Here is a 12,971-nt window from a genome sequence, read left to right on the forward strand (position 1 = left end):
TTTGCCCGCCCCGCTGAGCGGAAACATCTCGACCATGGAGATGTCGCAGAGTGTCACCCGGCGGACGGCCGGCGCCCGGAAGTGGTGGGCGCTGCTCGGCTTCGGCGCCGCCACCTTCGCCGCGGCCGCCATCGGCGGGCTGGGTGTCCAGGGCACCTCCGCCGAGTACCAGAGCCTGGAGCAGCCCGCCTGGGCGCCGCCGTCATGGCTGTTCGGCCCGGTCTGGACCGTGCTCTACGCGCTGATCGCGATCGCCGGCTGGCTGGTCTGGCGCCGGGCCGGCTTCGGCCCCGCGCTCTGGGCCTGGGTGGTGCAGCTCGTGCTCAACGCGATCTGGACGCCGCTGTTCTTCGGCGCCGGGGCGTACGGTCTGGCGTTCGCCGAGATCGTGCTGATGTGGCTGGCGATCGGCGTGACGGTGGCCCTGTTCCGGCGGATCTCCCGGCCGGCCACGCTGCTGATGCTGCCGTACTGGGCGTGGGTGACGTTCGCGTCCGCGCTGAACTTCGCGGTGTGGCGGCTGAACTCCTGACCGGTCCGGGCGCGAGGGCCGGTCGCCCCCGCGCCCGCCGGGCTCAGCAGCGGGGTACGCCGGGGATGTAGCCGTCGTAGCCGGTGTAGACGTAGGCGTCGGAGATGAACCGGCCGGAGCCGATCCGGTCCCAGATCGAGCTGGTTCCGTAGGTGCCGCTGACGCTGGTGCCGCTGGTCTGGCACTGGATGGTCACCTTCGCCCCGTCGGCGACCGTGCCGACCGAGCTGTAGCCGGTGCCGGGGCCGGAGCGGACGGTCAGCGGGGAGCCGGCCGTGTTGACGGTGCCCTCGCCGGTGTTCGTACCGCCGCAGCCGTTGTCGCTGGTGTAGGTCTTGGTGCCCCAGTAGAGCGCCTGGACGCCGTTGAACTTGATCTTCACGGAGCTGCCGTCGATGCGCTGCTCGTAGTGCAGGTGCGGGCCGGTGGAGCCGCCGGTCGTGCCGACGTACCCGATCACCCGGCCGTAGCCGACGGTCTGCCCGACGGAGACGTTGAAGCCGCTCAGGTGGGCGTAGTAGGTGGTGTGGCCGCCGCCGTGGTTGATCCGGACGTACTTGCCGTAGCTGGTGTCGCCGAGGTTGGTGACCACGTCGACGGTCCCGGGCGCGCTGGCGACCACCGGGTCACCGGCGTCGTCGGTGCGGTTGAAGTCGATCGCGTTCGCCGGGCTGTGGTTGGTCCGGGTCTGCCCGGACCAGGACTGGTTGCACGGGAACGGGACCTTGAACGTCGGCGCGGCCATCGCCGGCGCGGCCGGTACGAGAGTCGCCGCCAGGACCACCGCGCTCGCCCCGAGGGCGAGCCATCGCTTCCGCATCCACTGCCTCCTATGTTGAAAGTCTTCAATATGATGCAGACATCCTGACAGAAAGTTCCGTTCTCGGGAAGATTCGTGGGAGCGCACCCAGCCCCGTGACCAGGGTTTCGGGATTGTTACCGGGCCGTGTCCGGCCAGGGGTGGACCCGACATGATGCAAGCGCTTACATGTGAGGACGACCATCGGACCGGCGCGGGTTCGATCCCCCCACGCGCCGGCAAGGAAGGAGATCGGCATGGCGTTTGCCAGATCGCGCCAGACGCTCGCGGTCGCCGGCGTCCTGGGGCTGGCGCTCGGTGTCGCCGCCTGCGGCACCGGCGATGACAAGAAGAGCGACAAGGCCGGATCGGCCGAATGCGCCGCATACGAGAAGTACGAGGGTCACGACGGCAAGAAGGTGACCATCTACTCCTCCATCCGGGAGATCGAGGCCGACCGCCTCAACGAGTCCTGGAAGGAGTTCGAGGACTGCACCGGCATCGAGATCGACCACGAGGGCAACGCCGAGTTCGAGGCGCAGCTCCCGGTCCGGGTCGACGGCGGTAACGCCCCCGACCTCGCCTTCATCCCGCAGCCGGGCCTGCTGAAGCGCTTCGTCGACTCGGGCAAGCTCAAGCCGGTCGGCGCCGACACCAAGGCGATGGCCGAGCAGAACTACTCCCCCGACTGGCTGAAGTACAGCACCGTCAACGGCCAGCTCTACGGCGCCCCGCTCGGCTCGAACGTGAAGTCCTTCGTGTGGTACTCGCCGAAGACCTTCAAGGAGAAGGGCTGGACCGTCCCCACCACGTGGGACGACCTGATCAAGCTCTCCGACCAGATCGCGGGCAGCGGCACCAAGCCGTGGTGCGCCGGCATCGAGTCCGGTGACGCCACCGGCTGGCCGGCCACCGACTGGATCGAGGACGTGCTGCTGCGCACCGGCGGCCCGGAGGTCTACGACAAGTGGACCACCCACCAGATCCCGTTCAACGACCCGCAGGTGGCTGACGCGCTCAACCGGGCCGGCACCATCCTGAAGAACGAGAAGTACATGAACGGCGGCTTCGGCGGCGTCAAGAGCATCTCCACCACCGCCTTCCAGGAGGGCGGCACGCCGATCACCACCGGCAAGTGCGCGATGCACCGCCAGGCGTCCTTCTACGCCAACCAGTGGCCCGAGGGCAGCAAGGTGGCCGAGGACGGCGACGTCTTCGCGTTCTACTTCCCGGCCATCGACCCGGCCAAGGGCAAGCCGGTGCTGGGTGGCGGCGAGTTCGTCGGCGCGTTCGCCGACCGTCCCGAGGTCCAGGCGGTGCAGACCTACCTGGCCTCCGGCGAGTACGCCAACAGCCGCGCCAAGATCGGTGACTGGGTGTCCGCGAACAAGAAGCTGGACATCAACAACGTGCCGAACCCGGTGGACAAGCTCTCCGTGGGCATCCTCCAGGACGAGAAGACGGTCTTCCGCTTCGACGGCTCGGACCTGATGCCGGCCGCGGTCGGTGCCGGCACCTTCTGGAAGGGCATGGTGGCCTGGATCAACGGCAAGGACACCAACTCCGTCCTGAACGACATCGAGGGAAGCTGGAAGTGATCTAGCAGGTGGCCCGGTCCGCGCACGCGGACCGGGCCACCTCTGGTAACCGAGCCCTTGAAGGAGGGTCGATGGAGTTCGACTTCGCGGCGGAGCAGCCGAAGTTCCTCATGCTCATGTACGGGCTGATCGCCTTCGTCGCGGTGGTGGGCGGGCTGCTCCTGCTCCTCGACGTGGTGCCGTCGTACTTCGCCCGGCGCCGGGAGGCGCAACTGGTCGCCGCCTCGGTGAGCGGCACGCCGCTGCCCCGCCGGCCCAAGCAGCGCGAGGGCGCGTTCGCGTTCTTCTTCCTGTTGCCGACGCTGCTGCTGCTCGCCGTCGGACTGGTGGTGCCGGCCATCCGCACCACGCTGCTCTCCTTCATGGACTCCAGCAGCAGCAACTGGGTGGGACTGGACAACTACCGCTGGATGTTCGCCGAGGACTCGATCGTCCGGGTCCTGATCAACACGCTGATCTGGGTGCTGCTGGTGCCGCTGGTGGCCACCGCGTTCGGCCTGATCTACGCGGTCCTGGTGGACAAGGCCCGGTTCGAGGCCGTGGCCAAGTCCCTGATCTTCCTGCCGATGGCGATCTCGTTCGTCGGTGCCTCCATCATCTGGCGCTTCGTGTACGCCTACCGGGGCGAGGGCGACCAGATCGGCCTGCTCAACCAGATCGTGGTGAGCCTGGGCGGCGAGCCGAAGCAGTGGCTGCTGGACTCGCCGCTGAACACGTTCCTGCTCATCGTGATCATGGTGTGGATCCAGGCCGGTTTCGCGATGGTGGTGCTCTCCGCCGCGATCAAGGCCATCCCGGCCGACATCGTCGAGGCGGCCCGGCTCGACGGCACCACCGCGTGGCAGATGTTCTGGCGGATCACCATTCCGAGCATCCGCCCGGCGCTGATCGTCGTGGTGGTGACGATCTCCATCGCCACGCTCAAGGTCTTCGACATCGTCCGGACCGCCACCAACGGCAACTACGACACGAACGTGATCGCGACCGAGATGTACAACCAGGCGTTCCGCTACCAGGAGAACGGGCAGGGCTCGGCGCTGGCGGTGTTCCTGTTCGTCCTGGTGATCCCGATCGTGATCTACCAGATCCGCAACCTGCGCAAGCAGCGGGAGGGCTGAGATGACCACCACCACGCCCACCGTCGGAGTCGGCGCCCAGGCCACCGAGCCGACCACCCGGGTCGCCCGGGTGCGCAAGCGCCTGAACAGCCGTACCGCCACGCTCGTGTCGATCGTCATCGCGATGCTCTGGACGATCCCGACCTTCGGCCTGTTCATCTCCTCGCTCCGGCCGGAGAACGAGATCAAGACCACCGGGTGGTGGACGTTCTTCACCAACCCGCAGATCACGCTGGAGAACTACCAGGAGGTGCTGTTCAGCTCCGGCTCGTCCGGGCAGCTGGCCAGCTACTTCATCAACTCGCTGGCGATCACCATCCCCTCGGTGCTCTTCCCCCTGGCCTTCGCGTCGCTCGCCGCGTACGCGCTGGCGTGGATGAACTTCAAGGGGCGGGACTGGGTCTACATCGGCATCTTCGCGCTCCAGATCGTGCCGCTGCAGATGGCCCTGGTGCCGCTGCTGCGGTTCTTCTCCACCGGCGTCACGGTCGCCGGCGTGCAGATCATGCCCGCGTGGGACCTGGTCGACGAGCAGAAGTTCGCCCAGGTGTGGTTCGCGCACACCTGTTTCGCGCTTCCGTTCGCCGTGTTCCTGCTGCACAACTTCATCTCGCAGCTCCCCGGCGACCTGATGGAGGCGGCCCGGGTCGACGGGGCCACCCACCCGAAGATCTTCCGCACCATCGTGCTGCCGCTGATCATGCCCGCGCTGGCCGCGTTCGGCATCTTCCAGTTCCTCTGGGTCTGGAACGACCTGCTGGTCGCGCTGATCTTCGCCGGTGGCGGCGACGAGACCGCTCCGCTCACCGTCCGGCTCGCGGAGCTGGCCGGCACCCGGGGCAACGAGTGGCAGCGGCTGACGGCCGGCGCGTTCGTGTCGATCGTCGTACCGCTGATCGTGTTCCTGTCCCTCCAGCGCTTCTTCGTGCGAGGTCTGCTCGCCGGCAGCGTCAAGGGTTGATCCGGCGTCCCGCCGCCGGCACGGCCGGCGGCGGGCCCGGGTCACAGCGGGGAGCCCACGATGACCAGAATTGACGACGTCGCCCGGCTGGCCGGAGTCTCCACGGCCACCGTCTCCCGGGCGCTGCGGGGCCTGCCGACGGTCTCGGCCGCGACCCGCCGCCGGGTGCTCGCCGCCGCCGAACAACTCCAGTACGCGGTGTCGCCCAGCGCCAGCCGGCTGGCCGGCGGCCGGACCGGCACGGTCGCGGTGGTCGTTCCCCGGATCACCAGATGGTTCTTCGGCACAGTGGTCGAATCGGTCGAGGAGTTCCTCCAGGACAGCGGGTACGACCTGCTGCTCTACAACCTCGGCGGCCGGGAGCGGACCCGCCAGCGGGTGTTGCACACGGCGAGCCTGCACAAGCGCGTGGACGCGATCATCCTGGTCGCCACCCCGCTGCGGGCGGCCGACGTGCACGCGCTGACGAAACTGGAGCTGCCGGGCGTGACGATCAGCTCCGGCACCAAGGTCCCCGGCTGGCCCTGCGTCCGGATCGACGACGTGGCCGCCGCCCGGACCGCCACCCGCCACCTGCTCGACCTCGGCCACACCCGGATCGCGCACATCTCCGGCGACCCGGACGACGAACTGGCCTTCACCACGCACCTGGACCGGCGGCGCGGCTACCAGGAGGCGTTACGGGCCGCCGGCATCGCCCTCGATCCGAGCCTCGACGTCGAGTCCCGGTTCACCATCGACGGCGGCACCCGGGCCACGGCCGAACTGCTGGCCCGGGGCGAGCCGCCGACCGCCATCTTCGCCGCGTGCGACGAGATGGCGATGGGCGCGATCACCGCGCTGCGCGACGCCGGGCTGCGGGTGCCGCAGGACGTGAGCGTGATCGGCATCGACGACCACGATCTCGCGGGTGTGCTCGGTCTGAGCACCATCGCCCAGCCCGCCGCCGAGCAGGGGCTGCTGGCCGCCCGCATCCTGCTCGACCCGCTGGGCGTACGGGCCGCCGCGCCGTACCCCGGCCCGGTGCCCGCGCCGCGCGACGCCGACACCGACGACCGGACGCCGACCCCGGTGATCCTCCCCACTCGCCTGGTGGTGCGCGAATCGACAGCGCCGCCCCGGGCACACTGAACCAACTTGCTCGTCCCGCACCACCAAGACAGGAGTAAGGCGCTGAACACCCACGCGACGCAGCAGGCCCCGGGCACCGGATGGTGGACCGAGGCGGTCATCTACCAGGTCTACCCGCGCTCGTTCGCCGACTCCGACGGCGACGGGATCGGCGACCTGCCGGGGATCACCTCCCGGCTCGACCACCTCGCCGAGCTGGGCGTCGACGCGCTCTGGCTGTCTCCCTTCTACCCGTCCCCGCAGGCCGACGCCGGGTACGACGTGGCCGACTACCGCGACGTCGACCCGCTGTTCGGCACGCTCGCCGACGCCGACAAACTGATCGCCGAGGCGAAGGCCCGCGGACTGCGGGTGATCGTCGACCTGGTGCCCAACCACACCTCGTCCGCGCACCGCTGGTTCGAAGCGGCTGCGGCGGCCGCGCCGGGCAGCCCGGAGCGGCAGCGCTACGTCTTCCGCGACGGCAAGGGCCCGGACGGCGCCGAGCCGCCGAACGACTGGGTGAGCGTCTTCGGCGGCCCAGCCTGGACCCGGCTGCCCGACGGACAGTGGTACCTGCACCTGTTCGACTCCGGCCAGCCCGACCTCAACTGGGACAACCCGGAGGTGCGCGCGGAGTTCCTCGACGTGCTGCGCTTCTGGCTGGACCGCGGCGTGGACGGCTTCCGGGTGGACGTGGCGCACGGCCTGATCAAGCAGGCCGACCTGGCCGACTGGCAGGAGCCGCAGGAGATCCTCTCCGGCAGCGAGGTGGACAAGCCCCGTCCGCCGATGTGGGACCAGGACGGCGTGCACGAGATCTACCGGGAGTGGCGGCGGCTGCTCGACTCGTACCCCGGTGAGCGGATCCTCGTCGCCGAGGCGTGGGTGGAGCCGGCCGAGCGGCTGGCCCGGTACGTGCGTCCGGACGAGATGCACCAGGCGTTCAACTTCGAGTACCTGCTCGCCGCGTGGACCGCGCCGGCCCAGTACGCGGTGATCACCCGATCGCTGGAGGCCACCGACTCGGTCGGCGCGCCCACCACCTGGGTGCTGTCCAACCACGACGTGGTCCGGCACGCCTCCCGGCTCGGGCTCGGCACCGCCGGTGGGCGGGCCAACGGCGTCGGCGTGGACGACCCGCAGCCGGACGCCGCGCTGGGCCTGCGCCGGGCCCGGGCGGCCAGCCTGCTGATGCTCGCGCTGCCCGGGTCCGCCTACCTCTACCAGGGTGAGGAACTGGGGCTGCCGGAGCACACCACGCTGCCCGACGAGGCCCGGCAGGACCCGACGTGGGCGCGCAGCGGGCACACCGAGCGCGGCCGGGACGGCTGCCGGGTGCCGATCCCGTGGGAGGCCGACGCCCCGTCGTACGGCTTCGGGCCGACCGACGCGAGCTGGCTGCCCCAGCCGTCGACATGGGCCGAGTACGCGCTGGACCGGCAGCGCGGCGTGGCCGGCTCGACGTACGAGTTGTACCGGACCGCGCTGCGGCTGCGCCGCGAGCACGCGCTGGCCCGGGGCCCGCTGCGGTTCCTGTCCTCCGGCGACGAGGTGCTCACGTTCACCAACGGCGACCTCACCGTGCTGACCAACTTCGGCGCCGACCCGGCGCCGTTGCCGGCCGGCGCGCAGGTGCTGGTGTCGAGCGCGCCGCTCGACGGCCCCGCGGTCCCGACGGATGTCACCGTCTGGTTCCGGGTGTAAGGAAGGGCCCCTTATTAACGCCTCCGGTAGAGGAAGGGCCCCTTCTTAACACTCACCTGTTAAGAAGGGGCCCTTCCTTCCAGGCGGTCGGCTCGGGCGTGCAGCAGGTCGTGCACCTGCGCGATGTCCCGGGGTGAGGTGCGGGCCGCGAGCCAGTACATGATCCCGGTCGGGATGAAGAAGAGCTGGAACGCGGCCAGCCCGACCGCGTAGTTCAACGGCGGCGGGAAGGCCGTACGCAGCGCCGCGAACGCCACCCCGACCAGCCCGTTGCCGGCCGCCCGCCCGACGCCGTTCACCAGGTTGCCCAGACTGTAGACAGTGCCCCGGTGCTCGGGCGGGTTCACGTCGGCGATCAGCGCGAACCAGTTCGGCGAGTTCGCCGACGTCAGCGCCAGCGCCACCACGGCGGTGAGCAGGCTCAGCCCCACCGTCGGCTCGGTCAGCACGCTGGACAGCACCGCCGTCACCACCGCGCCCGCCCCGGCGCCGTCGGGCACGTCGATGCGGATCGGCACGAAGAACAGGACCAGGTAGAACGGCAGCGCCGCGAGGATGCCGACGGCCGCGACCGTGGCCCGGCCGCTCGGCGTACGCCGTTGCAGCGCGTCGCCGACCAGGCCGCCCACGATCGAGAACACACCGCCGAGTTGGAACAGCGTGGCGAAGACGCTGCCCACCACCACTGCCGTGGCCGGTGAGTAGCCCTGTGCCTCGGCCCGCTGGCTGAACAGCACCGGCAACCAGACCAGCGAGCCGAACGCGGCCTGGGCGGTCAGCCCCTGCATGATCAGCCAGCGGTTGGTCCGGCGGGCCAGGATCCGGGGCAGGTCGGCGCGGCTGATCCGGTAGTCGTACTCGTTCCCGGCGTCGATCGCCCCGGCCAGCTCCGGTTCGCTCTGCCCGCGCCGGATGTCGTAGGTGAACAGGTACGCCAGCGTCGCGGCCAGACCCACGCCGGTCAGCAGCAGGAACGGCCGCCGCCAGTCGGTCGACCCGAGCACGCCGCCGAGCAGCGTCCCGGCCAGCGTGCCGACGCCCTGGGACAGCCCCCAGAAGCTCATCACCAGGCCGCGTCGGCGCGGTGAGATCAGGTCGGTGACCACCGAGAAGCCGACCGAGCCCACCGCGCCCAGCCCGACCGCGCCGACGAACTGCGCGGCCAGGAACGTCGCGTACCCCTCGGCGAACGCGCTGCCCCCGGTGCCGGCGGCCCAGAGCAGCGTGCCGACCATGAGCAGCGGCTTGCGGTTGGTGCGGTCCCCGACGTACGCCCAGCCCACCGCCGCCACCGCGCTGACCAGGAAGCTGACGGCGGTGACCAGGCCGAGCATCCGGGTGGGTACGTCGAGCGCGGTGGAGATCGGCCCGTACAGCGGGGGCACCAGGCCGATCGCCACGTTGTCCAGTGAGGCGAGCACCACGAAGACCACGACGCTGTAGAGCCGGTGTGCCGCGTTCCCGCGCCGGGAGACCTTCGTGCCCGTCATGCAGGGCAGCCAATCAGGTGCGGGCCGGATCCGGGACACCGCCCCCGAACGCCGGGCGTGTTAAGAGGTCCTAACTTAATGATGTTGGGCGTAACCGACCGGATGTGAGGGTCGTTTCGTCTGGACGTGAGGAGGGGTGAGCAGCCGCCGTGGATCGTCTCGGATGAGTTGTGGGCCGAGATCGCACCGCTGCTGCCACCCCGCCCACCACGCCGCCGCCGGTACCCGGGGCGCAAGCCGCTGGATGACCGCAAGGTGCTGTGCGGGATCTTGTTCGTGCTCTACACCGCGATCCCGTGGGAGTACCTGCCCCAGGAACTCGGGTTCGGCTCCGGGATGACCTGCTGGCGCAGGTTGCGGGACTGGAACCAGGCGGGGGTGTGGCAACGGCTGCACGAGGTGCTGCTGGCCCGGCTGCGCGGCGCGGGCCAGTTGGACATGTCGAGGGCGGTGATCGACGGCTCCCACATCCGGGCGCTCAAGGGCGGCCCAAAACTGGTCCGAGCCCGGTCGACCGCCGCAAGCCTGGCTCGAAACACCACGTCATCACCGACGCCGGCGGCATCCCTCTCGCGGTCACGCTGACCGGCGGCAACCGCCACGACTCCACCCAGACCACCGCCCTGCTCGACGCCATCCCCCCGATCGGCGGACGCCCCGGCCCGCCACGGCGGCGCCCCGACCGGCTGTATGCCGATCGGGGCTACGACTACGACAGCCACCGCCAACAGATCCGGGCCCGCGGCGTCACCCCCGTCATCGCCCGACGCGGCACACCCCACGGCTCTGGCCTCGGCACCCGACGCTGGGTCGTCGAACGCACCATCGCCTGGCTGCACTGGTTCCGCCGCCTGCGCATCCGCTGGGAAATCCGCGACGACATCCACCAAGCCTTCCTCAGCCTCGCCTGCGCCCTCATCTGCTGGCGCCAACTCCAACGCACCCAAAGTTAGAAGTTCTAAGAAGGGGCCCCTTCTCTACCGGAGGCGTTAAGAAGGGGCCCTTCCTTACCCCCGGGCGTGGGCGTAGCGCTCGCGGATGGCCGGCACGGCCTCTGCCGCGTACTCCTCGGTGTCGCCGACCGACCAGGTGGGCGGGGTGTCGCCGCCCAGCGCGACCCAGGCGGCCTGCCGGGCCGCGCCGTCGGCCACGTACTCGCCGGGCGGCGGCACCGTGACCGGACGACCGAAGACCTGCGGCGCGATCCGCCGCACCGCGGCGGACCGGGCGCCGCCCCCGACCAGGATGATGCGGTCGGCGCGGGCGCCCTGGGCGAGCAGCGCGTCGAGACCGTCGGCCAGCCCGCAGAGCATCCCCTCGACCGCGGCCCGGGCCAGGTGCGCCGGGGTCGAGGTGCGCAGTGTCAGGCCCTTCAGCTCGCCGGTGGCGTGCGGTCGGTCCGGCGTCCGCTCCCCCTCCAGGTACGGCACCAGGACCAGCCCGTCGGCGCCGGGCGGGGCGGACAGGGCCAGTTCACCGAGCGTGTCGAGGTCGACGCCGAGCAGGGTCGCGGTGGCATCGAGCACCCGGGCCGCGTTCAGCGTGCACACCAGCGGCAGGAACCGGCCGGTGGCGTCGGCGAACCCGGCCACCGCCCCGCTCGCGTCGGCGGCCGGGGTGTCCGCGACCGCGAAGACGGTGCCGGAGGTGCCGATCGAGACGACCACGTCGCCCGGACCGGCGCCGACACCGAGCGCCGCCGCCGCGTTGTCCCCGGTGCCCGGCCCGAGCAGGATCCGCCCCGCCGCGCCCGGGTCGCGGTCGAGCACCGCCGGGTCGAGGTGTCCGGCCGCCTCGGCCGGGCCGAGCACGACCGGCACCTTCGGGCGCCGCCCGAGCGCCTGTTCCAGCAGGTCCAGCCGGTATTCGCCGGTGCGCGGCGACCAGTAGCCGGTGCCGCTGGCGTCGCCCCGGTCGGTGCGCAGCGCGTCCAGGCCGGGCGCGCCGGCCAGCCGCCAGGTCAGCCAGTCGTGCGGCAGGCACACGGCGGCCACCCGGTCGGCGTTGTCCGGCTCGTGTCGGGCCAGCCAGCGCAGCTTGGTGGCGGTGAAGCTGGCCACCGGCACCGCGCCGGTCGCGTCGGCCCAGAACCGGCGGCCGGTCTCCCCGCCGCCGGCCTCGGCGACCAGTTCCGCTGCCGCGTCGGCGGACCGGGTGTCGTTCCACAGCAGCGCCGGGCGGACCACCTTCCCGGACTCGTCCAGGCAGACCATGCCGTGCTGCTGGCCGCCGACCGAGACGGCTGTCACGTCGGACAGGCCGCCGGCCTCGGCGACCGCCGCCCGCAGGGCCTCCCACCAGGCGTGCGGGTCGACCTCGGTGCCGGGCGGGTGCGGCGCGCGGCCCTGCCGGACCAGCGCGCCGGTCTCCGCGTCCCGGACCACCACCTTGCAGGACTGGGTCGACGAGTCGACCCCCGCGACGAGCGGCATGGCGGCCCGCCTCAGCGCGCGCCGAGCACGTGCTCGACGGCGAGCTGGTTGAGCCGGACGAAGCCGAAGCCCTTGGCGCCGACCGACTCCGGGTCGAACTCCTCGAACGCGGTCCGGTCGGCCAGCAGCTCGCGGTAGCCCTCACCGGGGTTGAGCGTCGGGGTGGCCAGCTCGGCCACCCGGGCGGCGGCGAGCGCCTCGACCACCTCCGGGTCGGCGCGGAACGCCGCGGCCCGCTCCTTGAGCAGAAGGTACGTCCGCATGTTCGCCTCGGCGGAGGCCCACACGCCGGCGATGTCCTCGGTGCGGGACGGCTTGTAGTCGAAGTGACGCGGGCCGTCGTACGCCGGGCCGCCGTTCGGGCCGCCGTGCTCCAGCAGGTCGACCAGGGCGAACGCGTTGAGCAGGTCGCCGTGGCCGAAGACCAGGTCCTGGTCGTACTTGATGCCGCGCTGGCCGTTGAGGTCGATGTGGAACAGCTTGCCCTGCCAGAGCGCCTGGGCGATGCCGTGGGCGAAGTTCAGCCCGGCCATCTGCTCGTGCCCGACCTCCGGGTTGAGCCCGACCATCTCCGGGCGGGCCAGGGTGGAGATGAAGCCGAGCGCGTGGCCGACGGTGGGCAGCAGGATGTCGCCGCGCGGCTCGTTCGGCTTGGGCTCCAGGGCGAAGCGCAGGTCGTAGCCGTTGTCGACGACGTACTCGCAGAGCAGGTCCACCGCTTCGCGGTAGCGGTCCAGCGCGGCCTGGACGTCCTTGGCGACGTCGTACTCGGCGCCCTCCCGGCCGCCCCACATGACGAACGTCTTCGCGCCCATCTCGGCGGCCAGGTCGATGTTGCGCAGCACCTTGCGCAGCGCGTACCGGCGTACGTCGCGGTCGTTGCTGGTGAAGCCGCCGTCCTTGAACACCGGGTGGTTGAACAGGTTGGTGGTGACCATCGGCACGACCAGGCCGGTCTCGTCGAGCGCCTTGCGGAACCGGCTGAGCCGGGCGTCGCGGGTGGCCGCGTCCGCGCCGAACGGGACCAGGTCGTCGTCGTGGAAGGTGATGCCGTACGCGCCGAGCTCGGCGAGCCGGTGCACGGCCTCGACGGCGTCCAGCTCGGGACGGGTCGCGTCGCCGAACGGGTCACGGGCCGGCCAGCCCACCGTCCAGAGGCCGAAGGAGAACTTGTCCGCGGGGGTGGGACGGGGTGCCATGGCAGACCTCCAGGTGGTGGTGTCG

General features: G+C 71.1%; 11 protein-coding genes. 7 read left to right on the plus strand and 4 right to left on the minus strand.

What is annotated here, in order from left to right; genetic code table 11:
* Positions 1–34 precede the first annotated feature (34 nt).
* Positions 35–532 carry a TspO/MBR family protein gene (locus MicB006_RS20145; RefSeq protein ID WP_073830597.1) on the plus strand — a complete coding sequence of 166 codons (498 nt, stop codon included), beginning with the start codon at positions 35–37 and terminating at the stop codon, positions 530–532.
* 43 nt (positions 533–575) lie between these two features.
* On the opposite strand, the gene MicB006_RS20150 is transcribed toward MicB006_RS20145, so the two are convergent.
* On the minus strand, positions 576–1,352 hold the full coding sequence (locus MicB006_RS20150; RefSeq protein WP_116508173.1) for a M23 family metallopeptidase: 777 nt from the start codon (positions 1,350–1,352) through the stop codon (positions 576–578).
* 236 nt (positions 1,353–1,588) lie between these two features.
* Between MicB006_RS20150 and MicB006_RS20155 the strand changes: the two genes are divergently transcribed.
* The 5 genes from MicB006_RS20155 to MicB006_RS20175 all read left to right on the plus strand — a co-directional run bounded on the left by MicB006_RS20155 (position 1,589) and on the right by MicB006_RS20175 (position 7,825).
* Positions 1,589–2,929, plus strand: a complete 1,341-nt coding sequence (locus MicB006_RS20155; protein WP_116508175.1) for an ABC transporter substrate-binding protein — start codon at positions 1,589–1,591, stop codon at positions 2,927–2,929.
* A gap of 71 nt (positions 2,930–3,000) precedes the next feature.
* Positions 3,001–4,047, plus strand: a complete 1,047-nt coding sequence (locus MicB006_RS20160) for a carbohydrate ABC transporter permease (RefSeq protein ID WP_073830593.1) — start codon at positions 3,001–3,003, stop codon at positions 4,045–4,047.
* A gap of 1 nt (position 4,048) precedes the next feature.
* Entirely contained in the window at positions 4,049–5,008 is a 960-nt protein-coding gene (locus MicB006_RS20165; protein ID WP_116508177.1) for a carbohydrate ABC transporter permease, read from the plus strand.
* A 60-nt stretch (positions 5,009–5,068) separates the two neighbouring features.
* Positions 5,069–6,139, plus strand: a complete 1,071-nt coding sequence (locus MicB006_RS20170; RefSeq protein ID WP_073830591.1) for a LacI family DNA-binding transcriptional regulator — start codon at positions 5,069–5,071, stop codon at positions 6,137–6,139.
* A 42-nt stretch (positions 6,140–6,181) separates the two neighbouring features.
* Entirely contained in the window at positions 6,182–7,825 is a 1,644-nt protein-coding gene (locus MicB006_RS20175; RefSeq protein ID WP_073830703.1) for an alpha-amylase family glycosyl hydrolase, read from the plus strand.
* A 59-nt stretch (positions 7,826–7,884) separates the two neighbouring features.
* Here the strand turns inward: MicB006_RS20175 and MicB006_RS20180 are convergent, their stop codons facing one another.
* Positions 7,885–9,315, minus strand: a complete 1,431-nt coding sequence (locus tag MicB006_RS20180) for an MFS transporter (RefSeq protein ID WP_116508179.1) — start codon at positions 9,313–9,315, stop codon at positions 7,885–7,887.
* A 153-nt stretch (positions 9,316–9,468) separates the two neighbouring features.
* Between MicB006_RS20180 and MicB006_RS20185 the strand changes: the two genes are divergently transcribed.
* Positions 9,469–10,268, plus strand: a protein-coding gene (locus MicB006_RS20185) for an IS5 family transposase (protein WP_210893946.1) whose coding sequence is annotated in 2 segments (ribosomal slippage) — positions 9,469–9,805 and positions 9,805–10,268 — 801 coding nt in all. Because the reading frame shifts where the segments join, the coding sequence is not laid out codon by codon here.
* A gap of 54 nt (positions 10,269–10,322) precedes the next feature.
* Here the strand turns inward: MicB006_RS20185 and xylB are convergent.
* Positions 10,323–11,747, minus strand: coding sequence for a xylulokinase (xylB, locus tag MicB006_RS20190; protein ID WP_116508181.1), 1,425 nt, complete (start codon positions 11,745–11,747; stop codon positions 10,323–10,325).
* Positions 11,748–11,758: 11 nt separating this feature from the next.
* Positions 11,759–12,946: a xylose isomerase gene (gene xylA, locus MicB006_RS20195; protein ID WP_116508183.1), complete on the minus strand. Its 1,188-nt coding sequence runs from the start codon at positions 12,944–12,946 to the stop codon at positions 11,759–11,761.
* Positions 12,947–12,971 lie beyond the last annotated feature (25 nt).

Origin of the sequence: Micromonospora sp. B006, from assembly GCF_003408515.1 — a bacterium.
GTDB classification, from domain to species: Bacteria; Actinomycetota; Actinomycetes; order Mycobacteriales; family Micromonosporaceae; genus Micromonospora; species Micromonospora echinospora_A.